This is a genomic window from Nocardia niigatensis NBRC 100131 (genome assembly GCF_000308655.1).
GTDB classification, from domain to species: Bacteria; Actinomycetota; Actinomycetes; order Mycobacteriales; family Mycobacteriaceae; genus Nocardia; species Nocardia niigatensis.
The window spans coordinates 74,621-99,253 of the sequence record NZ_BAGC01000052.1; the positions used below are offsets into that span (position 1 = coordinate 74,621).

Genomic DNA, 24,633 nt, shown 5'->3' on the forward strand with positions numbered 1-24,633 from the left:
CCATGCGGCAACCCTAACTAGCCCAGTCGCGACCCACCGTTCACGGGCACGACTTGACCGGTCACATAGTTCGACAGCGGCGAGCACAGCCAGAAGATGGCGTCGGCCGCCTCGCCGATGGTGCCGGTCCGGCCCAGGGAGACGAAGGGCATCGGCTTGGCGGCGTACATCTCCGCGTCGGTGGGCGGCACGTCGGGATCCACGGTGATGCCCAGCCGCCGCGCCTGCTTGGCCGGCATGCCGACCTGGATCTCGCGCCCGCCGGTGCGGATGACCTCCCGTTCGGACTGCGGCAGCCCGAAACGGGTCTGGATGACACCGAACGCCACCGCGTTGACATTGACGTGCATCGAGCCCCACTCCTGCGCCAGGGTGCGCATCAGGCCCAGCACGCCGGCCTTCGCCGAAGCGTAGTTGGCCGCGCCGTCGAGTCCGATGAGCCCGGCCATCGAGGAGACCATCACCGTCTTGCGGTGGCGCAGTATGCCGTTCGCGGCATCGGCCTGGGCGGCGGCCCGGAAGACGGGCGCGCAGGCGCGCGCCAACCGGAAAGGCACCACCAGGTGGATGTCCAGCATGGCCTGGAACTGGTCGTCGGTCATCGAGTGGACGCGGCCGTCCCAGGCATAGCCGGCATTGTTGACCACGATGTCGAGACCGCCGTACCACGACTGGGCGTAGCTCACGAGTTCGTCGCACGCGCCCGGCGCGACCAGGTCGGCGACGAACGCGGAGGCGCTGCCGGCCCCGCAGGCGGCCTCGATCTCGGCGACCGCTTCCTCGGCCTTGGCCTTGTCGACCTCGGCGATGACGACCTTCGCGCCATTGGCGGCCAGCAAGGCCGAAGTGGCGCCGCCGATTCCGCGCGAACCGCCGGTGACGATCGCGACCTGCCCGTCCAGCAGGGTGCTCCGCAGGGTGGGTTCGATCACCATGTCAGCGTCCCTTCCAGACCGGCGGACGCTTCTCGGCGAAGGCGCGCAGGCCCTCTCTCAGGTCCTCGGAATCATGTAGTGCGGCAACGTATTTCATTTGGTTCTGCCAGGATTCGGTATCGGTCCAGTCGAAGGAGTGCACAGCGATCTGCTTGCTCGCCCGCACCGCCAGCGGCCCGGCCGCCGCGACCTCGCACGCCAGTTCCAGCGCGCCCTCGACCGCCCCGCCCGGCTCGGTCAGCTTGTTGACCAGGCCGAGTTCGGCGAATCGGGTAGCAGGCCAGGCTTTTCCGGTGAGGATCAGCTCCATCGCGAGGTGATACGGAATGCGCTTGGGCAGCCGGAAGCACCCACCACCGACCGCCACCAGCGACCGCGCGGCCTCCGGCACGCCCATGGTGGCAGTGCGCGAGGACACGATCAGATCGCACGACAGGCACAGCTCGAGCCCACCGGCCAGGGCATGGCCCTCCACGGCGGCGATGATCGGCTTGACCGGCGGCTCGGCCATGATCCCGAACCCACCGCGCCGCTCGCCGACACCCATGTCGCCGACCGCGGCGGCGATCAGGTCCTGACCGCTGGAGAACACGATGTCGGAGCCGGTGATGACGGCGCAGCGCAGGGAGTCGTCGTCCTCGTAGCGGTCGATCACCGCCTCCAGCGCGCGAGCGGTCGCGCCGTCGAAGGCATTGCGGCGTTCGGGCCGATTGATCCTGATGAGCAGGATGTGCTCCTCGAGCACCTCGGTCAGCACGGTCGTGTCAGACATTGCGTTCACGTCCTTCCCAATAAGGCCGGCGCAGTTCGTGTTTGAGGACCTTCCCGGCCGGATTGCGGGGCAGGTCGTCGACGAAGGCGAATTGCCGGGGCCGCTTGTAGTTGGCCAGCCTGCTCTCCAGGTGTCGCAGCAGTTCGGCTTCCGTCAGCGTCGAATCCGGCGCGGTGACAACGCAGGCCAGCGGCTTCTCGCCGAAGTCGCTGTCGGGGATGCCGAATACCGCCGCATCAACCACCTGCGGATGCGTGACCAGCGCCTTCTCGATCTCGGCCGGGTAGATGTTGACCCCGCCGGCGACGATCATGTCCTTGATCCGGTCGGTGATGAACACGAACCCGTCCACGTCGAGATGGCCGACGTCGCCGGTGCGGTAGAAGCCGTCCTTGATCACGTCCTCGCCGAGCGCGGGTCCGCCGAGGTAGTTGCGCAGCAGGATCGGGGTGCTGACCGCGATCTCGCCGGTCTGCCCGGCGGGCAGCCGATTCCACTGCTCGTCCACGATGGCGATCTCGACCCCGTCGAAGGGCAGGCCGCTGGTGCCGGGCTTGCGCAACTGATGCTCCGGCGCGGTGTAGCTGATCATGCCGGATTCGCTGGCGCCGTAGCTCTCCCAGAGCACGTCGTCGCCGAAGCGCTCGATCACCCACTCCTTCAGCGACTGCGGGACGGGGGCGGCGCCGGTGCCGAGCTGCCGCAGCGACGAGAGATCGTAGTGCGCGAGCACCTCGGCGGGGAGCTTCTGGATGCGCAGCAGCATGGTCGGGACCGCGATCCAGGACTGCACGCGATGCTGGTCGATGAGTCGCAGCGCGGTTTCCGCGTCGAACGGATCGAGGGTCACCACCGTGCCGCCGTGCGCGCAGGTCAATGCCGCGATCGACGGCCCGGCGCCGTGGTGGATCGGCATGGTCAGCAGGGTCTGGACACCGTCGGGCTGGGGCGGGATGGAGCCGACGGACCGCAGGTAGCGCATCAGCCGCGCGGGATCGGTGATGGTGGCCGGGTCGGTCGGCGGCACCCCGCGCGGGCGGCCGGTGGTACCGGAGGTGTACAGCACCAAGGCGGCCCGCGCGGGCCCGAAACGTACTGGGGCGTCGGCTGTTTCGAGGAGATCCTCGAACCGGACCCCGGACGCGTCCGACTCCTGCCCGACGGTGATCAACAGTCCGACGGCGTCGGCGTCCCACCCGCTGACGTCAGCGTCGTTGCACGCCAGACCTTTCGCTCCACTGTCGCGAAGGATGTACATCACCTCGTCGGGCGTCAGCCGCCAGTTCACGGCCACCTGCGCCACCCCGAGCTTCTGCAGAGCGCGCTGGATCACGAACCATTCCGCCGAGAGCCGGAAGCGCATGCCGACGCGGTCGCCGGCGGTGAGCCCACGGCGGGCCAGGCCCTCCGCCACGCGGTCGGCGGCGTCGTTCCACGCCTTGTAGGTCAGGGTCGTGGAGCCGCTGATCACCGCCGGCTGGTCCGGCCGGTGGACGGCCCAGAATTCGGGAGAGCCGGTGTCGGGCTGGTCCATCATCATTCCTCCCCGCGGGAAAGCACGTGTACCGCGCAGACGGCGCCGACGCCCACCATGTGCGCCAGGCCGATTCGGGCGTCGGGATGCTGGCGCGGACCGGCTTCGCCGCGCAGCTGAGTAGTCAGTTCGGCGATCTGGCCCACGCCGGTCGGGCCGATCGGATGGCCCATGAACAGCAGCCCACCGGAGGTGTTGACCCCCACCCGGCCGCCGATATCGAATTCGCCAGCCGCCAGTGCGGCCGCGGCCTGTCCGGGCTCGCACATGCCCATGGCCTCGAGATAGATGAGCTCCTCCACGGTGAAGGCGTCGTGCAGTTCGACCAGATCCACCTCCTCCGCGCGCACCCCCGCGCCTTCCAGCGCCTCGGCGGTGGTCTCGGCGGTCAGGGCCGCGTCGAAATTCTCGGTGCCGTAATAGGTTTCCGACCGCAGCGCCGAGGATCGGATCCGCACCGCCCGATCCCGGTTCAGGCCGAGTTCCTCGATGGCCCGATCCGAGACGACGATGGCCGCCGCGGCGCCCTCGCCGATCGGACAGCACTGCAGGCGTGTGAAGATGCCGCTGAGAACGGGCGGTGCCAGCACCTCCGCCAGCGTTCTGGCCCTGGGTCGCTGGGCATTCGGGTTCAGCGCGGCGTTGCGGCTGTTCTTGACCGCCACCCGCGCGATCTGCTCGGGCGTCGCACCGGTCTCGTGCAGGTAGCGCGAGGCCAGCAGCGCGAAGTGCGTGACCGGCAGCATCCGATCGCCGACCAGGTCCTCGAGCCCGGCGGCCCGGTTCGGCATGGTGACGTTCGAGGGCTTGTCGACGCCGACCGCGATGGCCACCTCGTGCACGCCGGAGGCCACGTCCAGATACGCCTGCCGGAAGGCGCTCGACCCCGAGGCGGAGGCATTCTCGACCTGCACCATCGGAATGCCGGTGGCCCCCAGATGCCGATACATCAAGCGCGACAAAGCCATCGACGTCGTCGCCGTTCCCGTGTACGCGGTCTGGACCTGATTCCAGCTCATTCCGGCGTCGGCCAGCGCGGCCCGGATGGCCGTGACGCCGAGGTCGGTGTACGGCGTCCCGCCGGGCTTGCCGTAGGGGTGCAGCCCGACCCCGATCACCCAGGCGGGGCGCGCTCCCGCGCTCATGCGTCCACCCCGGGTACGGCGGCCGCGAACGCGGGCTCGACCACCTCGGCCGTGGAGTCGTCGCGCCGGACCACCTGCCAGCGCGCGGACACCCGATCACCGATCGAGAGGGCCGGGGATTCCGGGTGCACGGTCGCGCGGATCAGCGGGCCGCCGTCGAGGACGATCTCGGCGATGGTGAACGGCCCCGCACCCTGCGGATCGATGAGCACGTCCGCCACGGCGAACACCACTCCCTCGGCCCGTAAAGCCTTGGGCAGCAACCGACTCTCCGCCGCCCCGCATATCTCGCAGCCGAGCCCGATCGGCGGAAAGTACACCCGGCCGCAGTGCGCGCACTCGGCACCGTTCAGCACCGGATCCTCGGGCAATGGGTCGTACAACCGGGGGTGTGCGGCGACGCGCATCGGAACCTCCTGCAACTTCCTTGCTAAGCGTTCAACAAATGCGAATGTAAGCTACGCCATAGTGGATGTAAATACCCCCGGGACAGCGAAGGCGGCCCGAGCCCGGAGACCGCCCGAAAACGACGACCGCCCGCGCAGGCCGGAGCCTGCACGGGCGGTCGGGTGACCCGGATTACGAACCGATCGTCAGTTACCTTGGGCCGCAGCCGAAATCGGCTGCCACTGCCGCCAGGTCTCGAGCCGGGACTCGTAGTCGGCGGTGGCGATGGCCAGCGGGACCTCGCCGAGGAACATGCGCAGCGGCGGCTGGTCGGCATCGACCACGGCGAGGATCGCGCCGCTGGTGGCGGTCGGATCACCGCTGCGGACCGACGAACGCTGGGCGGCGCGGGCCGCGCGGGCCGCGTCATAGACGGGGTTGGGGGTGGCGTGCCGCGAGGACGGCCCGGACCAGTCGGTGGCGAAGCCGCCCGGCTCGATCAGGGTGACGTGAATGCCGAAGGGCGCGACCTCCTGAGCAAGGGACTGCGACAGGCCCTCGAGCGCCCACTTCGACGCGTGGTACGCGCCCAGGTTCTGGAAGGCGGAGATGCCGCCGATGCTGGAGACCTGCAGGATGTGCCCGCTCCCCTGCGCGCGCAGGATGGGCAGCGCCGCCTGGGTCACCCAGACCGCGCCGAACACATTGGTTTCCAGCTGATCTCGCCATTCCTGTTCGGTCAGCTCCTCGAGCATGCCGAACTGGCCGTAGCCGGCATTGTTCACGACGATGTCGAGGCGTCCGAAATGGTCGGCCGCCTGCTGCACAGCGGCGAAGTCGGCATCGCGGTCGGTGACGTCGAGCCGCAGCGCCAGGAAGGTCTCCGGGTACTTGGCGACCAGTTCGTCGAGGGTGCTCAGATCGCGCGCGGTGCCGGCGACCCGGTCCCCCCGCTCCAGTGCGGCGAGCGCCCATTCCCGCCCGAAACCCCTTGATACGCCGGTAATGAACCACACTTTGCTCATTTCCCCGACCCTAGACAGCTGGAGTGCACTCGAAGCAAGGGGCGAAGCCGTCGCGCAGCCGGAAATTCGGCGATGCGCGCGATGTGCCGATTCCGCCACGCGTGCATATTGCGAGCCCGGTCACACCTGTGGCAGAGTGAGCTCCGCAATATTGAGACTAGACAGTCTCACATGGGGATCAGGGTGAGGAAGTGGGTCGATGAAGACCAGGCGGCTGACCGGGCGATTACTGCGACTCGGGACGGTATCCATCAGTGCACTGGTGGTGGCGGGCATGACCGCGGGACCGGCGTCGGCCGATCCCGCCCTGCCCTCGATCGCGCCGGCGCAGATCGTGCCGCTACCCCCGGAACTCGACCCGGGGTTCTATCAGCCGCCCGCCGACGTGGTCGCGGCCGCCGCGCCCGGCGAGATCATCGCGGCCCGGCAGGTCGATATCGCCAACTTCGGGCTGATCCCGCTCAACGTGGATGCCTGGCAGGTCTCCTACCGCTCCAACAACGGTCGCGACGAGGCGATCCCGGCGGTGGCCACGCTCATCAAGCCGCGCGGGGTCTCGCCGGCGCCGCGCAAGCTGCTCTCGGTGCAGATCGCCGAGGACTCCACCGCGGGCTACTGCAGTCCCTCCTATGCGCTGCAACACCTTTCGGCCGCGCCGTTGCTCGGGCAGATCGTCGCGCCCGCCGAGTTCCTGTTCGCGCAGTCCGCGCTACAGAAGGGCTACGCGGTGGTGATCCCCGATCACGAGGGCCCGAACTCGGCCTACGCGGCGGGTCCGCTGGGCGGGCGCATCACCCTCGACGGCATTCGCGCCGCCACCTCCTTCGCACCGCTCGAGGTCGGGCCGGGCGCACCGGTGGCCCTGTACGGCTACTCGGGCGGATCCATGCCCACCATGCACGCCGCCGAAATGCGCAAAACCTATGCGCCGGAACTGAATATCGTCGGCGCGGCGTCCGGCGGCATCGGCGCCGATCTGGGCGCGACCCTGCTCATGGCCAACAATCAGGCGACCGCGGGTCTGGTACTCGGCGCGGTACTGGGCCTGTCGCGCGAATATCCGGACTTCAACGCTCTGCTCGATCAGAAGCTCGACCCGGTCGGGCAGCTGCTGCGCGCGGTGAAGGCGCCGTTCTGCGTGCAGTACCAGTCCGCGCTCCTGCCATTCCTGAACATCACCGGAATGATCAATTCGGCCGACCCGTTGCAGGAACCGGCAGTGCAGGCCATGCTCGAGGACACCCGCCTGGGCAAGAGCCTGCCCGACATGCCGCTGTTCATCTGGCACTCGCGGTGGGACGAGATCCTGCCGCTGCCCTCCACCAACCAGCTGGTCGACACCTACTGCCAGCATCCGGACGCCCAGGTGACCTACACCCGGGACTGGGCCAGCGAGCACATCATGGCCGAGGTCACCGGTGGCCCCGCCGCGCTCATGTGGCTGTTCGACCGGCTGAACGGCGTTGCGGCGCAACCGGGTTGCTCCACCGCCGACATGCCGTCCATGCTCGGCACCCCCGGCGAGCTGCAGACCCTCGGCGACACCCTGGGCGAGACCCTGGCCTCGTTCTTCGGTAAGCCCATCGGGGCCTGACCACCCCTGGAGCGTTGCTGCCGCCGGATACCGATCCAGCGACAGCAACGTGTCAGCTACCTTGGATGGAGCAGAAGAAATCGACTCCGCGGAGGGTGAGCATGCTGCATACCGATATCCCCACGCACGGCGAGATTCTGGCGCTGGCGTCGACCACCGGACCGTGGTGCGTATCCGTTTACACCCCGACCGAGCGGGACACCCCGACTCCGGACAAGAACCGGTTGGCTTTCGAGAATCAGGTGAAAGAGGCGCTCGACCGGGTAACAGACAAGGAAGCCCGGATCGCCCTGACCGACGCGTTCGCCGACCTCATCGACGACGAGGACTACTGGCGCTTCCAGTCCCGCACCCTGGCCGTGCACGCGACCCCCGACGTCCTGCGCACCTACCGCCTGCCGAACCGGCTCGAACCCAGCTCCACCCTCGGTGACCGCTTCTACATCAAGCCGCTGCTGCGAGCGGTGACCTTTCCGCAAACCGCCTTCGTGCTCGCGCTGTCCGAGAACGCGGTGCGGCTGGTCGAGGTCGCGGCCGAGGGGCCGGCCGAGGAGGTGGCCGTCGCCGGACTCCCGACCGATCTGAACAAGTACCTGGATCTGCCGCCGCTGGGCCGCACCCCGCACGGCCGCCTGCAGGGCAGCGAGGGTCGCAAGGTGCGGGTGCGGCAGTTCTGCCGGGCCGTGGACCAGGCCTTGCGGCCGGTGCTGGCCGGGCACGACATCCCGCTCATCCTGGCCGCCGCCGAACCGACGGATTCGCTGTACCGATCGGTCGAAAGCTACCCGCTGCTGCTGGCCGAGGGCATCCCCGGCAACCCCGAGCACCTCTCCGACGGCGACCTCGCGGCCCGCGCGCGCGCACTGCTCGATCAGCACTACGCCGCCGAATTGGCCGACGTCCGAGGCGAATTCGAGAAGCGCCGCAGCGACGGCCGCGGCGCCATCGACCTGTCCGACATCGCCCGCGCCGCCACCTTCGGCATCGTGCACACCCTCTTCGTCGACATCGACGCGTCCGTGCCCGGCTCCCTGACCGACGACGGCGCGTTCACCGCGGCCTCCGGCGACGGCGACGCCCCCGACGTCCTCGATGAGATCTCCAGGCGCGTGCTGCTTTCCAACGGCCGCGTGCTGGCCGTGCGCGCCGACGACATTCCCGATGGCGCGCACGCGGCGGCCATCCTCCGATACACGCCCTAGCCGTACTCACCTGGCCCGGCCCGGACACGCCGGGGTAACCCACGTCACCCGACCGGTCCCCCCGAAACCGGGGGCGGGTGACCGTGCTCACACTGCTCGCGCCCCCTTTCCTCGGACCCTCGCCGGGTCATCGTGCGGTAACGAATCATTCGTGTGAGTAACGCTCGGATCTCTCGTGACGACGTCTCCGGTGGTAGACGGCCCGAACGCGCGCAGGGCCTGACAGTTCACTTGTCGGGGTGAAATGGGGATTCGGGCATGGATATTCGTGGCTTCATGAAGCGACATAGGATTGCGTCGGCGGTCGCGGCGCCGGCGACGCTGGGCATAGCGGTCGCGGTCGCGGCGACGTTCGCGCTCACGTCCTCACCGGATTCGAAGCAGGCCGAGCCGGCCCTCAAGGCGTCGGTCACGGAATGCCATGACATGGTGACCATCTCGGTCGCCGGGCGCAATGACTCACCGCAGGCCGGCACGACGAAGATGCTGGTCGACGCCAATGGCAACGAGCTGCCCGCCGCACTGTCGGACGACTACCAGAGCCACTGGGTGGACCCGGTGGTGAACGCGCCCGGCGGCTCGGTCGACTCCAATTCGTACTGGGCGGTGTACGTCTCCTACCCGGCGAACCTGGACAGCTACGAGAACGCCGTGGACACCGGCGTCGCCAATACCGAACAGGTCATGCGGGACATCTCCGCAGCCTGCCCCAACACCAAGTTCGCCATCGTCGGCTACAGCGAGGGCGCGGATGTGACGCGCCGGGTCGCCATGGACATCGGCCACCAGAGCGCCGGAGCGGACGGCAAGTACGGGATCGTGGACCCGGGCAATGTGGCCGGTGTCGTCATCCTCGCCGACTCGGGCCGATCGGCGGGCGAGGGCCCGTTCCCGGGCGCCAAGGACCCCAGCCATCCCGACAACTTCGGCCAGACCTATCAGACCGGCAAGGACATCGCCGGCGGCCAGGGCGCACTCTCCGACCACTCCGGTGACTTCGGCGCGCTGAACGGCCGCATCGCCTCCTTCTGCTCCGACGGCGACCTCACCTGCGCGGCACCGAAGAACATCTCGCTGCTGCAACTGGCCATCAATGTCGGCCGCCAGATCAACGCCGACCAGATGCAGAGCGACGGCCTCACCCCCACCACCGGCATTGATGTGGCCGTGGTGCTGGGCAAGATCGCGGGCAACGCCTTCGCCGATATCGCGCACAATCCGGGCTGGTGGACCAGCAAGGAAACCTTCCTCGACGTCCTGCTCAAGGTCTCGCAGCCCGACTACAAGCCGAACCAGGACAACCCGACCCCGGTGGCCGCGGATTCCATCCAGGCCGAGAACATGTCGCCGCTGGCCTACCTGCCGCAGAAGGTGTTCAACGAGGTCATCGGGCTGATCACCACCAACCAGAACACCATCCCGGTGCTGCTCAACGACCCGTACAACCTCACCCTGGGCCCGAACGGCACCGGCCACCACTTCGACTACTGGCACGACTCCAACCCGGACAACGGCAAGCCGGTGAGCTCCGCGGACTACGCCGCGGCCTGGCTCACCGAACTCGCCAAGGAAGCCCAGGCGGGCCAGCTGAACCCCAAGACCCTGACCGCGACGAGCACCACCACCCGTGCCCCGGCCGCCTTGGCCGCCGCCCCGAAGACCGCGGTCCCCGGCAGCACCACACCCCCGAGCGGTACCACCACCCCGGTGGCCGGCACGACCACTCCGGTCACGACGACGCCGCCGGTCACCACGACACCGCCCACCACCGTCACGCCTGACACCACCACGCCGGCGGTGACGACCACTCCCCCCGTGACCACCACCACGGCCCCGGCCACCACCACGACGACCACCACGACCACACCGCCGACCACCACTCCCTCGCACTGAGAACCCGATCTCACCGAGGAACGAGCAATGCGCCGGTGCGGCGGCCCTCCAGGGGTCGACCGCACCGGCGCATTCTTCGTTGTGCGAGCAGGCGAGCGGGGATCAGCGGATCGAGAACCAGACCAGGCTGCCGAGGCCGGCCACCAGGCAGTAGATGGCAAAGGGCGTCAGGGTCTTGGTCTCGAAGTAGGCCGTGAGGAACTTGACCGAGATATAGGACAGGACACCTGCCACCACGCTGCCCGCGAGGGCCGGGCCGAGAATGGCGTGGTTCTCGTGCTTGAACAGCTCCGGCGTCTTCAGCACACCGGCCGCCAGGATGACCGGGGTGGCCAGCAGGAAGGCGAAGCGGGCGGCATCCTCGTGGCGCATGCCCTTGAACAGGCCGGCGACGATGGTGCTGCCGGAGCGGCTGATGCCCGGGAAGAGCGCCGCGATCTGCGCGGCGCCGATCAGGGTGGCGTCGCGAATGCTCAGGCGGGACAGGCGGACATCCGAGGCGCGCGCCGGGTCGGTCATGGGGAGCACGATGGTGTCCTCCATGGAGAGGTCGCCGGTGCGGCCGGTCGGGCTGGACAGCACGAACTCCGGCTCATGCTCACGCTTGCGCATGAGCTCGGCCGACAACAGCACGAAACCGTTGATCGCGAGAAAGATCGATGTCGGGATCGGGGTGCCGAGATAGTTGCGGACCGCCTTCTCCAGCAGCAGGCCGGCCAGGCCCACCGGAATCGTCGCGATCACCAGCAGCACACCCAATCTCGCTTCGGGCGTACGTATCTGGCGCGTCAGCGCCACATCCCACAGACCCTGGATGATGCGCACCCAGTCCCGCCAGAAGAAGATCACCAGGGCGAGCGCGGTGGCGACGTGCATGGCCACCAGCAGCGCCAGGTATGGGGAGTCCTTGGCCGACATGCTCAGATCGTCGGCCCACTTGCCGCCCACCCAGGCCGGCAGCAGGATGCTGTGGCCGAGGCTGGAGACCGGGAAGAGTTCACTCACCCCCTGGAGCGCGCCGACGATGATGGACTCCACATAACTGATGGCCATTCGAATTCCTGTCGGGGGCGGTGCGGGGATCCGAACACCCCGATCGCGCCGGGGCAGCTCGCTTGGCGAGGCTACTCGATCCGTGCCGGCGTGCGCACACGTGGTGGATCGGAGGGCATCGGCCGGATCCAGGCACCGGCCGCGGGGCACCCCGCCGGGGTATTCGATGCGGCGCACGCATCCCCGCGCGCGGCGAATTCCGGCTGGACGCAATCCATTTGCGCCGCGCGGAGCCCGGCTGCGTGGAATACTTCCGCGATATGCAGTACAGGGGATTCGACAATCCCGACGCCGGCGAAGATCCCGAGTTAGCTCAAGCCCGCATCTTCCTGGACGAATTGGAAAGGCATGTAGTCAAACTGACCCGGCGATTGCAGACCGCACCCACCCCCGAAGCCCGGCAGTCGATCAATGCCGAACTCTCCACGGTGCGCCGGTATGTGGATCGCATCCACCACAGATTCCCGGGAATCGCCGTCGCGAATCCATTTCGCGGCTCACCACCCGGAGCGCCCGCGCTCTAGGGCTACCGAGCCAGGCGTGCGCGCCGGCGTTCGGCGGAGCGGGGAACTGCAGGTCCCGGCACCGGCCAGCCGGTTCAGCTCCCGGTCAGATCTGCGATCACGCTGAAGTCCATGACATCTGTTCCCGCCAGGAAGACCGGCTGTGTGGTGTGCGCGCCGCGCACCCGGACCTCACCGCGCGGGCCCCCGTAACTGACCCGCGCCGCCCCGCGCTCGATCAGCCGGACATCCAGACTGCGTGCCGCCTCCGCCAGCGAGGCGAACAGCAGCAGGCCCTCGTAACAGGATTCGCCGATGTTGTTCAACGCCGGGGCCAGTTGCCCGAAGCGGGCGGTGTAGCGGCCGCCGAACGCCATCCCCTCACGTGACACCAGACTCTCGAAATAGCCACAGGCCGTGAACAATCCGCGCGCACTGTCCGGGCCGCCGGCGTACAGCACGTCCTCGCCGATCATCATGCTCAGCCGCAGCCGCCCGTCGTCCAGCCCGGCCGCCGCGAACGCCCGGTTGAAGGCCGCGCAGTCCGCGCCGACCATCAACACCAGCACCCCCTGGGCGGGCGAGCGCCGGATCAGGTCCACGGCCGCGGTGAAATCACGGCCGCCCAGCGGGACGAACACCTCGCCGACCACGTCGATATCGGTGCCGGACACGAAATCCCAAGTGGCCCTTGCGGTTTCACGGGGCCACACGTAGTCGTTGCCGACCACGCACCAGCGCCGCACCCCCAGCTCGGAACGGAACCAGCGCAGCGCCGGGAACAATTGCTGATCGGGCGTCTCCCCCACCATGTAGACGCCGTCGGAATCCTCGCCGCCCTCGTAGAAGGTCGTATAGATGTAGGGCACCCGCCCCGCGGTGTGCGGCGTGATCACCTTGCGGGCATTGGACAGGTGCCACCCGACCACCCCGTCGATCATGCCCAGGCTCACCATCCGGTCGATCTGCGCGGCCAGCACCGGCAGCGGCGCGCCGGCATCCACCGTGTGCAGCCGCACCGGGCGGCCCAGAATGCCCCCGACCGCGTTGATGTCCTCGACGGCCAGCGCCGCGCAGGCCTCACAGGACGGCCCGAAGATACCGGCGGGACCGCTCAGCGGCACCACCAGCGCGAGGTCCACCGTGGCCCGGCGCGACCGGAGGTCTCGTGGCGTCATGGATCATCACCACCGTCGTCTCTGCCGGCGTCCGCGCGGTACGACGCGGTACATGCCGGAGGGGCACGATAGTACCGTTTCGCCGCGAACCGGGAAATTGCCACAGCCGGCGGCCGCCCTATAGTGACCCGGTGAACAGTCCTGACGCGCGCGAGCTGATCCTGCTCGCTGGTGAGCGCTCCATCGCCGAGCGCGGACCGGACGTGGCCCTGCGCGATATCGCGGTGGCGGCGGGACAGCGCAACAACTCCGCGGTGCACTACCACTTCGGTTCCCGGGACGGGCTCATCGCCGCCATCATCGAACGGCATCAGCCGGCGCTGGAATCCCGGCGCACCGCGCTGCTCGCCGAGCACGAGGCCGCGGGCGCGCCGGACAGCGTGGCCGCCCTAGTAGCCATCCTGGTGCGGCCCATGTTCGACGTGCCCTACGCCGAGGGGTCGACGCACTACGCGCGATTCCTCGAGCAGGCCCGCGCGCATCCTGCCGTCACCGGACCGAACCTGCACGAGAAGCGCTGGGCCGCAACCCGAGTCCTGGTCGCGCGGCTCTACCGCGCCATGCCCGACCTCACCCCGGCACAGCGCCGATACCGGCTACAGGGCATGACCACCGTCATGTTCGCCCTGCTCGCCGACTACGAACGCCAGGACCTGCCCACCCCGGAAGAGCGGGCCGACGCTCGCGACAGCATCATCGCCATGATCGTCGGACTGCTGACCGAGCCCGTCGATCAGGGCGCCGCGGTCCGGGCGTCCGGGTCGAAGCCGCCCGGGATCTCGTAGACCACGCCGGTGAAGGTGATGCCGAACAGCCGCCCGGCCGAGAAGCCCTGGCCGCCACGGCCGTACTGCACCTCGCTGGTCAGCCGTGGCCCGGCGCCGAGCACGCAGTACTGGCCCGGGGCGTCGATGCGGACCACCTGCCCGGAGAGATTGAACGGAACCACCGGGCGCTCCAGCGAATCCAGCGTCAAACCATCGGGCGCGGCGGTGAAGTCACCGCCGGACAGGTCCAGCAACGACTGCGGGGCCCACGGGGCATTGGTCGGGATCCGGCTCACACCCGGATTCACGAAGGTCCGCGACACGTAGAGATACGAGTTGTCCTGATTGAGCACCGCGCCATTGGCACTGGGCAAGCGCGCCCAGTCCGCCTGTACCCCGCCGTTCGAAGCCACCCGGCCCACCAGGGCACCGAAATCATTGGTGGCATAGACGGTTCCGTCGTGCGCCACATCCATACCGTCGGCCGCGGAGAGCCCGGCCGCGAACGGAGCCACGGCCCCGGTGTCCGGGTCGACGGTCACGCTGCCGGCGTTCCGCAGCGCGTCACCCACGAGCACCCGGGGATCCGCGCCATAGCCGACCAGCAGACGGCCGTCCGGCAACCAGGCCAGCGCGCCCGCACCGCCGCTGGGCACCTTGGCGATCGGCACCGCGGGCGCGCCCGGCGCATCGATGCGGAACACCTGCCCGCTGACCAGATCGGTGACGAAGGCCCGGCCGGCGTGGTCGATGGTCAGCCCCTCGAGCGCGGCCCCCGGTACCGAGGCCACCACCCCGGTCGGCTGGCCCGCGCCCGGACAGACCGGTGTGGCCGAGGCCGGCGCCGCGGTGAACGTCGACAGCGCGCCGCAGGCGAGCATCGAGAAGGCGAGCGCCGCGGATTTCCTGATAGCCAATGTCGCACCTCGTCCATGTCGGCCGATGAATCCCTGCATCCTAGGACGTACCCGGTGATCTCGGGGTTCAACGCCGCCGTGCCGGGTTTTCGATCCGCCCGGCTCCGCATTTCCGGCTCCTCGCCGCGGGGTTCCCGGTCGCCACGTCTCGGGCCTCTGTCCAGATAGCGGATGCGTGCGCGGATGATATCGCTGCACAACATGTTCCGAGAAGGTCGGCACGAGCGCGGTCGGCCGGTACCGATCAGAAGCGGCGGGCTCCGGCCACCGGCATAGTGGTCAGCGGTGAGACCTTCACGCCGGACCCGTAATCGCTTGCGTGGATGACCTGTCCGTCACCGAGGTACAGCGCCGAATGGCCGCCGCCGTAGTACGAGACCAGATCACCCGGCTGCAGATCGTCCAGCGGCACCGGCGTTCCCGCGGCCAGTTGCGAATAGCTGGTGCGCGGCACCTCGACTCCCGCCTCGCGATACGACCACTGCACCAGACCCGAGCAGTCGAAGGAGTCCGGGCCGTTGCCGCCGGTGCGATAGTCCGCGCCGAGCTTGGTGCGCGCCGCCTCGACGGCACGTTCGCCGACGGTCTTCTTCGGCATCGTCGCGGGCACCGGCCCGGGGGCCGCCGCGGCATCCGTCACACCGGGGATACCGGTCAGCGGGGGCAGGCTGCTGGGCACCTGGAAGGTGCCGAGGCCGGCGACCACGACCGAGCGGGATTCCGGCGCCGGGAACACGGGGCGCAGCGACTCCGGCGAAAACATCTGGACCGGAAGCGGATCCGGCATGGGGTCGACCGGGGTGACGGCGATGTGTCCCGGGACCCCGACCATGCGCGAGGCATCCGGCACGCCGACCGCGGCGGTCTCGCCGACCGCGGGCTGCGGTGCGATCTCCACAGCCGGTGCGATCTCCACAGCCGGTGCGATCTCCGTACCCAGCGTGGGCGCGAGGCCGAACTGAGTGACGATCTCGGTGGGAATCTCGATCTCCCCGATGCCGGGGACCGTGACCGGCGCCGCTTGCGCCTGGCCCGCTGCGAACAGCAGGGCTGCTCCGACGGCTGCCGCGCCCAGGACTCCTGTCACCAGGGTCCGCAGGGTCAGCCGCGGTAGAACTCGAACCTTCTGTCTATCACCGTTGGTTTCCATGAGCGGTCGTCCTCCGATAGGCCGTGAAAGCTATTCGGTATCCGTCCATCACACGCGAACTCTTCGGTCCTGCAGCAGATCCGAGAGTGCATATTTCGCCGGAACTGCAGAGGGTGCAACGAATGACAGGCGTGTTATTGATAACGAAACAGTAAACATTGCGGCTGTGTCCAATTGGACACAGCCATTCTTCGGCTCGGGCACAGTCGATTTGCATCGAATTCGACGACATCACGCGAGCCTTCACGGGCCCGGACGGACGACCGTGTGAGACTGAACGACGGAAAAACAGCCCTCCCCATCATCAGGAGGATGATCGATGACCAAATCCGGTACGCTACCGAATCTTCCCCGACCCCTGGTTGTCACACTGGGGAATCTCAAAGGCGGAGTGGGCAAAACAACCTCCGCCTTCTTCCTTGCCTCGTATTTCGCTACGGTGCACGAACTCCGGGTACTCGTGATCGACGCCGACCCGCTCAGCCAGACCGGTTACTCCTGGTACCGGCGGCTGCAAAAGGCCGAGGTCGCCATCCCCTACGAATTGCTCGCCTTCCCGTCCCGGCACGTGAACGACTGCATCACCGACAATTCCGCGAACTACGACGTGATCATCGTCGACGCCGGCGGTGAATCGGCGGACATCTTCAAGGCCGCCGTCCCGGTGAGCGATGAGCTCATTCTCGTCACCAGCGTCAGCCCCTCGGAGGTCAAGCGCGTGCCCAGCACCTATCGCGCCGCCGAAGAAGCGGCCGCCGAGCACGAAAAGGCCATCCGGGTGCGAGTACTCATGACCAAGGTTCCGGTCACCATGAAGAACGGCGTCAATGTCTCCACCGAATACCGCACGCAGCGCGGCAATCTGGAGGACGCCGGATACGACGTGTTCGAATCCTATGTGAGCGCGTGGAAGTGGTACCGCGAAGCCGCCGACGGTGAAGTCGGCGATGGCGCCGAGAATCCGATCGAGGATCTCGGCGAATACCGCGCCGTCGGTGACGAATTGGTGCTGCCCTATCTGGAGGCCGCGGAGTCCGCGCGCATTCCGGCGGAGGTGTCGGCCTGATGCCGCCGCAGCGCCGCAAGGGCTCCATCGGCGGGGGCCTGGGCCGCAACCCGCTCTCCGACGAGGCCGAGCACACTCCCCCGGTCTCGCCGCTCCGGGACGCCAAATGGCCGCGTACTCCGAAACTGTCGCAGGCCGCGACCACCGTGCTGATGGCGCCGGCCAAACCCGCGCCGCCGGAATCGGACTCGCCAGTCTCCACACCGGCCACCGCGAAACCCGCATCGGGTCCGATCAAGCCCGCACCGACTCCGATCAAGCCCGCACCGGTCGCGGTGCAGCCGGTGTCGGTTACAGCGAAGCCGGTAGCGACCGCCCCGGAGCCGGAGCCAACCGCGGTCGCCCCGGAGCCGCCCGCACCGGCTCCGGTCCCCGCCGTCACCTCGCAGGAGGTCGAGCCCGCGCCGAGCGTGCTCGACCTGCCGCTGCCCAGCAGGGGTGGCGAGGGGCCGCTCAGCCGGACCGAGACCGATCAGCTCGAGCTCTGCGAGTCCTCCATCGACGCGCTGCGGGTGGCGTTCTGGACCGCCGGGCGCGCTCTGCAGATCGTGCGGGACGGGCGGCTCTACCGCGCCGATCACGCCACCTTCGACGAGTACGTCGAGAAGCGATGGGACATGCAGCGGTCCTACGCGCACAAGCTGATCCGCGCCTGGCCGCTGGCCGCCCGGCTGCACCCCCTCGCTCCCGCCATCAACGAGGGACAGATCCGGGAGCTGCTGCCGGTGGCCGCGGCCTACGGCGAGGACGCGGCGGTCACCGTCTACACCACGCTGGCCGCCGACGTGAAGGTCACCGCGGGCAAACTGCGCGAGGCGGTGGCCGTGCTCCCCGACGACTACGACGAGGGCGCGGTGGTGCAGCGGCTGCGGGAGTGGCTGCGCGGGGACCTCGTCGAGGAGCAGACGCAGACACCCGATCTGTTCAGCTCGGTGGAATCGCGGCTCACCGCCCTCACCCAGAAGGTGGTCAAGGGCTCCACCGAACACCCGGTCGCCGCCCGCGAATTCGCGGCCAAACTGCGGACGCTGGCCGAACTCATCGAGCGCCAGATTCCGGCCGCCGAGCGAATGCCCGACACCGAATAGCGTTACTCCGCATCATCGAAGGGGCCCGGCCGAGTGCCGGGCCCTTTCGATATCTCCGACCGCGACTCCAGCAGTTCCTCGACCGCCATCCAGGATTCGATAGGCACAGGCCGTTACTGAAATAGCAATAACCTATGATCGTTGCCTTTGCCCACACAGCGATTCACGCAGAGGGCGACACACACAGCGAGAGGGCTCCCCGATCACTCGGGGAGCCCTCTCGGTCCGTCGTAGCGCTACTCGCCCACCGCGCGGCGTTCCCGGGCGCCGGCGGCGCGCTGGCGGGTGGCGCGGGCGGCCGCCGCGTCGAACAGGTCCAGGTGCTCGAACAGCGGGTCCTCGTCATCGGATTCGACCAGGACCGCCCGGCGCAGCTGGGTGCGGGTCTGCTCGCGGTCCGGGCGCGGGCGCTCGGGACGGTGCGGCTCCGCCGCGTCCTCGTCGTCCTCGGCGCGCTTGCGGGCCAAGCGGGCAGCTCGGCGGCGGCGGATGTCCTCTTCGATGCGGACCTGTCTGCGTAGATAGCCCAGGTACGCGACCAGGACCGTGCCGGACAGGGCGCACAGCCACCACAGCACCGCCGAGATGGCGAGACCGGCGGCGGCCAGGATCAGGGTGGACAGCACCAGGCCCAGCACGGCGCGCTGGCGGAAGGTGTAGCGGGCCGCGCGGGCGGCGGCGTCGGCCTCGGGATCGAAACCGCCGCGACCGCGCCGAGACGGCACGAAATCCTCGTCCCCGTCGTCGGATTCGGGTTCCGGCTCCGGTTGCGGATCGGGCTCGCGCAGCGCGGGGGTGCGGGCGCGCTGCGGCGCCTCCCGCCGCTCCGCACGCTCGGCCTGGTGGTCGGCGTCGTCTGCCACCGCCCCATCGTTCTCGGATTCGCCCTCGTCCGTGGCGGTTTCGAAGACCGTCTCGGATTCTGCCGGCTCGGCGCGGGATGCTGCCGTCTCGGACCTGGATTCCGCTGCCTCGGAGTCGGATTCGGCGGCGCTGTCCGCCATCTCGACGGTGTCGGCCGAATCCCCTTCGGGCTCGGGTACTTCGGCGGTGGCCACGGGCGCTTCGTCCGATGCAGCGGCGCTGTCGTCCGATCTGGTCATCCGATCCTCCGGATCCTCGCTCGGGTGAAGCTTCCTGCGAACCGGCACGTAGTCCGGGTCAGTGTCATGTCCGGTCGCCGGACCCTTCCTGGCGCGCTGTTCGGCACCGCCGCGATGCAGGATCCGCGTGGAGAGCGCGGCGTCGGTGTGCTGCCGGATACGAGGATGACGGTTGGCCAGCATCGGAAACAGGACGAAGACCCAGAGCACCACCAAACCGATCCACAAGATCGAATTCGGCATTGCTGTCACACCTCCATCCCGCCCAGTTCATAGTCCCTTCGACGTGCACCGCAGCGCCTACCGGTGGGTAAACAGACGTACCACCGACGTCCGTAGGTTAATTCCACACCGGGGTAATTCCCCACAGGCGCGCCGACCACACAAGTAACACTAGTAACAGCCAACTCCCCGCCGTTCCCAGGGTCCAGCCCCCGAAACCCCCATTCGCAGGGCAATTCTGGAGAGGCGCAGGCAGCGGCGGCAATCGGGCCGCCGAAATACACAGCGAGTTATCAGGCTCTGGCGGCGCGTCCGGCGCGAATCAGCCTGTCCACCACCGTCCCCGACACCTCTTCGACCGTCATGCCGACCAGCAGATGATCGCGCCAGGCCCCGTCGACATCCAGGTACCGCTGCAGCAGGCCCTCCTCGCGGAAGCCGACATTGCGCAGAACCGCCTGGCTGGCAAGGTTTTCCGGCCGCACCGTGGCCTCCACCCGGTGCAGGCCCACCTCACCGAAGCAGTGGTCCAGTCCCAGCGCCAGCGCCGCGGTGGCCACGCCCTGCCCGCTCAGCTCGCTCGACACCCAGTAGCCGATCCACGCCGAACGCAGTGCGCCGCGCACGATATTGCCCACCGTGAGCTGCCCGCTGAACACGCCGTCGACCTCGATGACCAACGGGATCATGGCGCCGCGCCGGGCCTCGGCCTTCAGCGCCGACCACAGCGCGGGCCAGTTGCTCGCGTGGTTGCGCGCCTCCCACGGGCCGCGGCCGGTGGGCTCCCACTTCTCCAGATAGTCCTTGTCCCGGATGCGAATCCGGCTCCACGCGGAGGCATCCCGCAAACGGATCGGACGCAGTGTGACCGTGCCCGCGGCGACGCGCACCGGGCCCAGATGCGCCGGCCAGCCCGGATGCTGGGCGGTCCGGAAGACATTCATCTCCACGCCTCACCCTCGCTGCGCAAGAAACGCGACCTGCACCTCGTCACCGGTGCGCACCTCGGTGACGTCGGGGTCGATCACAATGAGGCTGTTGGCCTCCGCCATGGTCGCCAGCAGATGCGAGGAGGCGCCGTTCGGGCCGCCCAGCGGCTGCACCAGGTAGTCGCTGGTCTGCTCGTCGCGCATGAGCTGCGCGCGCAGGTAGCCGCGGCGGCCCGGGATCGAGGCGATGGGCAGGATGGTACGCGCCCGCACCATGCGCCGCATGGGGTGGCGGCGGCCCAGCGCGATCCGGATGAGCGGACGCACCATGACCTCGAAAACCACCAGCGCGCCAACCGGATTCGAAGGCAGCAGGAAGGTCGGCACCTCGTCGCGGCCCAGCAGGCCGAAACCCTGCACCGACCCCGGGTGCATGCCGACCCGGGTGATCTCCAGCTCGCCGAGGCCCTCCAGGGCCTCGCGCACCTGCTCCGACGCCCAGCCGCCGACCGCGCCCGCGATCACGACCACCTCGGAGCGAACCAGCTGGCCCTCCACCACATCTCGCAGCCGCTTGGGATCGGCGCTGACGATGCCGACCCGGTTCACGTCCGCGCCCGCGTCGCGCGCGGCGGCGGCCAGCGCGTAGGAGTTCACGTCGTAGACCTGGCCGGGTCCGGGGGTGCGGTCGATGTCGACCAGCTCGCCGCCGACCGACAGCACCGACAGCCGCGGCCGCGGATGCACCAGCACCTTGTCCTTGCCCACCGCGGCCAGCAGGCCCACCTGGGCCGGGCCGATGATGGTGCCCGCGCGCACGGCCAGATCGCCGGGCTGCACATCGTCGCCGATGCGGCGCACGTAATCGCCGGAACGCACCGACTCGTAGACCTTCACCCGGGCCCGGCCACCGTCGGTGTTCTCCAGCGGCAGCACGGCGTCGGCGAGGGTGGGCAGCGGCGCGCCCGTGTCCACGCGCACCGTCTGGCGCGGCTGCAACCGGATCGGCTGCCGCGAGCCCGCGGCCACCTCACCCACCACCGGCAGGCTCAGGTGCACCGAATTGCCGTCCTCGTCACGGATATTCGCGCCCGCGCCGGCCACATCCACACTGCGCACGGCGTATCCGTCGATGGCGGCCTGATCGAAGCCCGGCAGGGGACGCTCGGTCACCACGTCCTCGGCACACAGCAGTCCCTGCGCCTCGCTGATCGCGACCCGAACCGGCCGCGGGGCCACAGCCGCAGCGGTCACCTTGATCTGCTGGTCCTCAACCGAGCGCATGCCGCCCTTCCGTTGTCTCGCCCGCCGCCGCCGACGTTCCGTTCTTCACTGCTGCCCGTCGCGGCTATTCGTACGAGGTCAGCTGGGGGTTCCAGCCGGACCCGAGCCGCTGCTCGAGCCACTCCCGCAGGGCGGGACCGTATTCCTCGCGTTCCAGAGCGAAATCGACCGCTGCTCGAAGATAACCGCCCGGGTTCCCCAGATCGTGTCGCGACCCACGATGCACCACGACGTGTACGGGGTGCCCCTCCGCGATCAGCAGCGCGATGGCGTCGGTCAACTGCAGCTCGCCGCCCGCACCGGGCGTGATGCGGCGCAACGCGTCGAAGATGGCGCGGTCCAACAGGTATCGCCCGGCCGCGGTGAAGGTGGACGGCGCGTCCTCGATGGCCGGCTTCTCCACCATGCCGTTGACCTTGAGCACGTCGCTCGGGCCGCCCGGCAGCTCCTCGACGTCGAAAACGCCGTACGCGCTGACCTCTTCCTTCGGCACGTCGATGGCGCACAGCACCGAGCCGCCGTGGGTGTCGCGCACCTTCGCCATCAGCTCGAGCACGCCGCCGGGCAGCACCAGGTCGTCGGGCAACAGCACCGCGATGGCCGACTCGTCGGCGTCGAGCACCGATTCCGCCTGCGCCACCGCATGCCCCAGGCCCAGCGGCTCCTCCTGCACCACCGACGTCACGTCCAGCAGCGCGGGCGCCTTGCGGACCTTCTCCAGCAGATGGAACTTGCCGCGCTCGGCCAGCGTGCTCTCCAGCACCAGATCCTCGACGAAATGCGCGACCACACCGTCTTTTCCGGGCGAGGTCACGATCACCAGCCGATTGGCGCCGGACTCCGCGGCCTCGGCGGCGACCAATTCGATGCCCGGGGTGTCGACCACCGGCAGCAGCTCCTTGGGCACCGTCTTGGTCGCGGGCAGGAACCTCGTGCCGAGCCCCGCCGCGGGGACCACCGCGGTCCGGAAGCAGGACTCGGCTGCGCCGCCGTTCGACGACTCGGCTCCGCCGCCACTCGCTGTCATGAATTCACCCTATCCATCCGTCAGATGCCCGAGAACGGCTCACGGCCGCCCTCGATATCCCCGAGAGCCTAAGGGTCCGGGGCCGCTGGAGCGCACCGAACGCCGGACCGGAGGGTTACCGAGAGACCGACCTGTTCATTTCATTTCGAGTTCGCCGCACTGTGACCTCCGGCGTACCCAGCGGTTGTTAGCTGACACCTATGACCGACCGTGAGGATTCCCACAGCGCCGATTCCGCCCCGGGCAACCCGGCCGCATCCACTCCGAACTCACCCGACGCCACCCGCGGACTGAGCCGCCGACGGCTGTTCGGAGCCTCCGCGGTGGCCGGCCTCGCCGGGCTCGCGGTCGGCGCCGGCGGCGCGGTCGCACTGCGTGGCAACGACTCGAACGCCGAGGCGTGGCCGCGGTCCGCGGAACTGGTCACCACCCCCGACCGCGCGGCCGCGCCCCGGGTCGCGGGCCTGCACCTGCAGTTCGGGGCCGACGCCACCCGCGAGGTGGTGGTCAGCTGGCACACCACCGGATCGGTCACCAAGCCCACCGTGCGCTACGGCACCACCGACGCCGGCTTCGGCCAGAGCGTGCGGGCCGAGACCCGCACCTACCGGGATGCCAAGTCCGGCATCGAGATTCAGGCCCACCACGCCCGCATCACCGGCTTGTCCCCCGACACCGACTACGTGTACGCCGCCGGGCACGACGGCGCCCCACCCGAACTCGGCACCATCCGCACCGCGCCCGCGGGCCGCGCCAAGTTCCGGTTCACCAGCTTCGGCGACCAGGGCACCCCCACCGTCGGCAAGATCGTCGACGGCAAGGCCCTCAACGACAACCTCGGCTCCCAGTACGCCGGCGACGTCACCTCCGCGGTGGAATCGCTGGCCCCGCTGTTCAACCTGGTCAACGGCGACCTCTGCTACGCGAATATCGCCACCGACCGCATCCGCACCTGGAACGACTGGTGGGCCAACAACTCTCGCTCCGCCCGCTACCGGCCCTGGATGCCCGCCCCGGGCAACCACGAGAACGAGCTCGGCAACGGGCCCATCGGATACCAGGCGTTCCAGACTTATTTCACCGTCCCGGACGCCGGCGCCGAGGACCACGCCAAGGGCCTCTGGTATTCCTTCACCGTCGGCGGCGTGCGCGTGATCGCGGTCGCCAATGACGACATCTGCCTGCAGGACGGCGGCAACTCCTACGTCAAGGGCTACTCCGGCGGCGCCCAGAAGCGCTGGCTGGAGGGCGAACTCGCCAAGGCGCGCGCCGACAAGGGCATCGACTGGGTGGTGGTCTTCATGCACCAGGTCGCCATCTCCTCGGCCGACAAATTCAACGGCGCGGACCTCGGCATCCGGCAGGACTGGCTGCCGCTGTTCGACAAATACCAGGTCGACCTGGTGCTGTGCGGGCACGAACACCATTACGAGCGTTCGCATCCCGTGCGCGGGGTGACCGGATCCGAGACGCTGACCCCCAGGCCCGCCGACACCCGCAAGGACATCGTCGACACCAGCAAGGGCACCGTGCACCTGGTGATCGGTGGCGGCGGGACCTCCTCGCCGTCGAATCAGCTGTTCTTCCCCGGCGACAAGTGCCGGGTCATCACCGCCGTCGGCGACGTGGATCCGGCCACCGGCAAGAAGGCGCCGGTGTACGTGGTCGAGGACGCGCCCTGGTCGGCGTTCAAGGACGCCGAACATCCGTACGGCTTCTGCGCTTTCGACGTGGACCCCGGTCAGCCGGGCGGGAACACCACCATCACCGGCACCTACTACGCCCTCACCGGGCCGACCAGTGAACTGAAGGCCGTCGACACCTTCACGCTGACCCGGCCACGCTCGGACCGCTGACCC

Annotated in this window: 22 protein-coding genes; 8 read left to right on the forward strand and 14 right to left on the reverse strand. The window is 69.0% G+C overall.

Going from position 1 to position 24,633, the window contains the following annotated elements; translation table 11 throughout:
- Window positions 1-17: 17 nt before the first annotated feature.
- The 6 genes from ON33_RS24805 to ON33_RS24830 all read right to left on the reverse strand — a co-directional run bounded on the left by ON33_RS24805 (window position 18) and on the right by ON33_RS24830 (window position 5,798).
- Window positions 18-935: an SDR family NAD(P)-dependent oxidoreductase gene (locus ON33_RS24805; RefSeq protein ID WP_040861473.1), complete on the reverse strand. Its 918-nt coding sequence runs from the start codon at window positions 933-935 to the stop codon at window positions 18-20.
- Window position 936: 1 nt separating this feature from the next.
- Window positions 937-1,707 (reverse strand): crotonase/enoyl-CoA hydratase family protein, encoded by a 771-nt coding sequence (locus tag ON33_RS24810; protein WP_040861474.1) that lies wholly within the window; start codon window positions 1,705-1,707, stop codon window positions 937-939.
- Complete coding sequence (locus ON33_RS24815) at window positions 1,700-3,244, reverse strand: class I adenylate-forming enzyme family protein (RefSeq protein WP_169336841.1); 1,545 nt, start codon at window positions 3,242-3,244, stop codon at window positions 1,700-1,702. The genes ON33_RS24810 and ON33_RS24815 overlap by 8 nt, the downstream gene beginning before the upstream one ends.
- On the reverse strand, window positions 3,244-4,386 hold the full coding sequence (locus ON33_RS24820) for a thiolase family protein (RefSeq protein WP_040861476.1): 1,143 nt from the start codon (window positions 4,384-4,386) through the stop codon (window positions 3,244-3,246). Before ON33_RS24820 ends, ON33_RS24815 begins: the two co-directional genes overlap by 1 nt.
- Complete coding sequence (locus ON33_RS38535; protein ID WP_157184715.1) at window positions 4,383-4,793, reverse strand: PhlB family protein; 411 nt, start codon at window positions 4,791-4,793, stop codon at window positions 4,383-4,385. Before ON33_RS38535 ends, ON33_RS24820 begins: the two co-directional genes overlap by 4 nt.
- Window positions 4,794-4,979: 186 nt before the next feature.
- Window positions 4,980-5,798 (reverse strand): SDR family oxidoreductase, encoded by an 819-nt coding sequence (locus ON33_RS24830; RefSeq protein ID WP_040861477.1) that lies wholly within the window; start codon window positions 5,796-5,798, stop codon window positions 4,980-4,982.
- A 199-nt stretch (window positions 5,799-5,997) separates the two neighbouring features.
- On the opposite strand from ON33_RS24830, the gene ON33_RS24835 reads away from it, so the two are divergent.
- The 3 genes from ON33_RS24835 (at window position 5,998) to ON33_RS24845 (ending at window position 10,487) form a co-directional block, all read left to right on the forward strand.
- Window positions 5,998-7,392 (forward strand): lipase family protein, encoded by a 1,395-nt coding sequence (locus ON33_RS24835; protein WP_040861478.1) that lies wholly within the window; start codon window positions 5,998-6,000, stop codon window positions 7,390-7,392.
- A 101-nt stretch (window positions 7,393-7,493) separates the two neighbouring features.
- Window positions 7,494-8,594 carry a baeRF11 domain-containing protein gene (locus tag ON33_RS24840; RefSeq protein ID WP_040861479.1) on the forward strand — a complete coding sequence of 367 codons (1,101 nt, stop codon included), beginning with the start codon at window positions 7,494-7,496 and terminating at the stop codon, window positions 8,592-8,594.
- 258 nt (window positions 8,595-8,852) lie between these two features.
- On the forward strand, window positions 8,853-10,487 hold the full coding sequence (locus ON33_RS24845; RefSeq protein ID WP_040861480.1) for a cutinase family protein: 1,635 nt from the start codon (window positions 8,853-8,855) through the stop codon (window positions 10,485-10,487).
- A gap of 102 nt (window positions 10,488-10,589) precedes the next feature.
- Here the strand turns inward: ON33_RS24845 and ON33_RS24850 are convergent, their stop codons facing one another.
- Window positions 10,590-11,546 (reverse strand): undecaprenyl-diphosphate phosphatase, encoded by a 957-nt coding sequence (locus ON33_RS24850; RefSeq protein WP_174391568.1) that lies wholly within the window; start codon window positions 11,544-11,546, stop codon window positions 10,590-10,592.
- Window positions 11,547-11,800: 254 nt separating this feature from the next.
- Between ON33_RS24850 and ON33_RS24855 the strand changes: the two genes are divergently transcribed.
- Entirely contained in the window at window positions 11,801-12,064 is a 264-nt protein-coding gene (locus ON33_RS24855; RefSeq protein WP_157184716.1) for a hypothetical protein, read from the forward strand.
- 74 nt (window positions 12,065-12,138) lie between these two features.
- Here ON33_RS24855 and ON33_RS24860 read toward each other — a convergent pair whose 3' ends face one another.
- Window positions 12,139-13,221 (reverse strand): substrate-binding domain-containing protein, encoded by a 1,083-nt coding sequence (locus tag ON33_RS24860; RefSeq protein WP_040861483.1) that lies wholly within the window; start codon window positions 13,219-13,221, stop codon window positions 12,139-12,141.
- A 131-nt stretch (window positions 13,222-13,352) separates the two neighbouring features.
- On the opposite strand from ON33_RS24860, the gene ON33_RS38540 reads away from it, so the two are divergent.
- Entirely contained in the window at window positions 13,353-14,006 is a 654-nt protein-coding gene (locus ON33_RS38540) for a TetR family transcriptional regulator (RefSeq protein WP_051152752.1), read from the forward strand.
- Here the strand turns inward: ON33_RS38540 and ON33_RS24870 are convergent.
- Both ON33_RS24870 and ON33_RS43550 read right to left on the reverse strand, forming a co-directional pair.
- On the reverse strand, window positions 13,955-14,944 hold the full coding sequence (locus ON33_RS24870; protein WP_083869271.1) for an SMP-30/gluconolactonase/LRE family protein: 990 nt from the start codon (window positions 14,942-14,944) through the stop codon (window positions 13,955-13,957). The two genes, ON33_RS38540 and ON33_RS24870, sit on opposite strands and share 52 nt — an antisense overlap.
- Before the next feature lie 205 nt (window positions 14,945-15,149).
- On the reverse strand, window positions 15,150-16,055 hold the full coding sequence (locus tag ON33_RS43550) for a C40 family peptidase (protein ID WP_245550697.1): 906 nt from the start codon (window positions 16,053-16,055) through the stop codon (window positions 15,150-15,152).
- 319 nt (window positions 16,056-16,374) lie between these two features.
- Here ON33_RS43550 and ON33_RS24885 point away from each other — a divergent pair, with 319 nt between their 5' ends.
- Both ON33_RS24885 and ON33_RS38545 read left to right on the forward strand, forming a co-directional pair.
- On the forward strand, window positions 16,375-17,121 hold the full coding sequence (locus ON33_RS24885; RefSeq protein ID WP_083869272.1) for a ParA family protein: 747 nt from the start codon (window positions 16,375-16,377) through the stop codon (window positions 17,119-17,121).
- A complete protein-coding gene (locus tag ON33_RS38545; RefSeq protein WP_051152753.1) occupies window positions 17,121-18,209 on the forward strand; it encodes a hypothetical protein in 1,089 nt (362 codons plus the stop codon). Before ON33_RS24885 ends, ON33_RS38545 begins: the two co-directional genes overlap by 1 nt.
- Before the next feature lie 236 nt (window positions 18,210-18,445).
- Here the strand turns inward: ON33_RS38545 and sepX are convergent, their stop codons facing one another.
- The 4 genes from sepX to ON33_RS24910 form a co-directional block, all read right to left on the reverse strand.
- On the reverse strand, window positions 18,446-19,555 hold the full coding sequence (gene sepX, locus ON33_RS24895; protein ID WP_040861485.1) for a divisome protein SepX/GlpR: 1,110 nt from the start codon (window positions 19,553-19,555) through the stop codon (window positions 18,446-18,448).
- Window positions 19,556-19,827: 272 nt separating this feature from the next.
- Window positions 19,828-20,478 (reverse strand): GNAT family N-acetyltransferase, encoded by a 651-nt coding sequence (locus ON33_RS24900; RefSeq protein WP_040861534.1) that lies wholly within the window; start codon window positions 20,476-20,478, stop codon window positions 19,828-19,830.
- 9 nt (window positions 20,479-20,487) lie between these two features.
- Window positions 20,488-21,747 (reverse strand): molybdotransferase-like divisome protein Glp, encoded by a 1,260-nt coding sequence (gene glp, locus ON33_RS24905; RefSeq protein ID WP_040861486.1) that lies wholly within the window; start codon window positions 21,745-21,747, stop codon window positions 20,488-20,490.
- 64 nt (window positions 21,748-21,811) lie between these two features.
- Window positions 21,812-22,774, reverse strand: coding sequence for a UTP--glucose-1-phosphate uridylyltransferase (locus tag ON33_RS24910; protein ID WP_040861487.1), 963 nt, complete (start codon window positions 22,772-22,774; stop codon window positions 21,812-21,814).
- 200 nt (window positions 22,775-22,974) lie between these two features.
- On the opposite strand from ON33_RS24910, the gene ON33_RS24915 reads away from it, so the two are divergent.
- Window positions 22,975-24,630 (forward strand): purple acid phosphatase family protein, encoded by a 1,656-nt coding sequence (locus ON33_RS24915; protein WP_083869273.1) that lies wholly within the window; start codon window positions 22,975-22,977, stop codon window positions 24,628-24,630.
- Window positions 24,631-24,633: the final 3 nt, after the last annotated feature.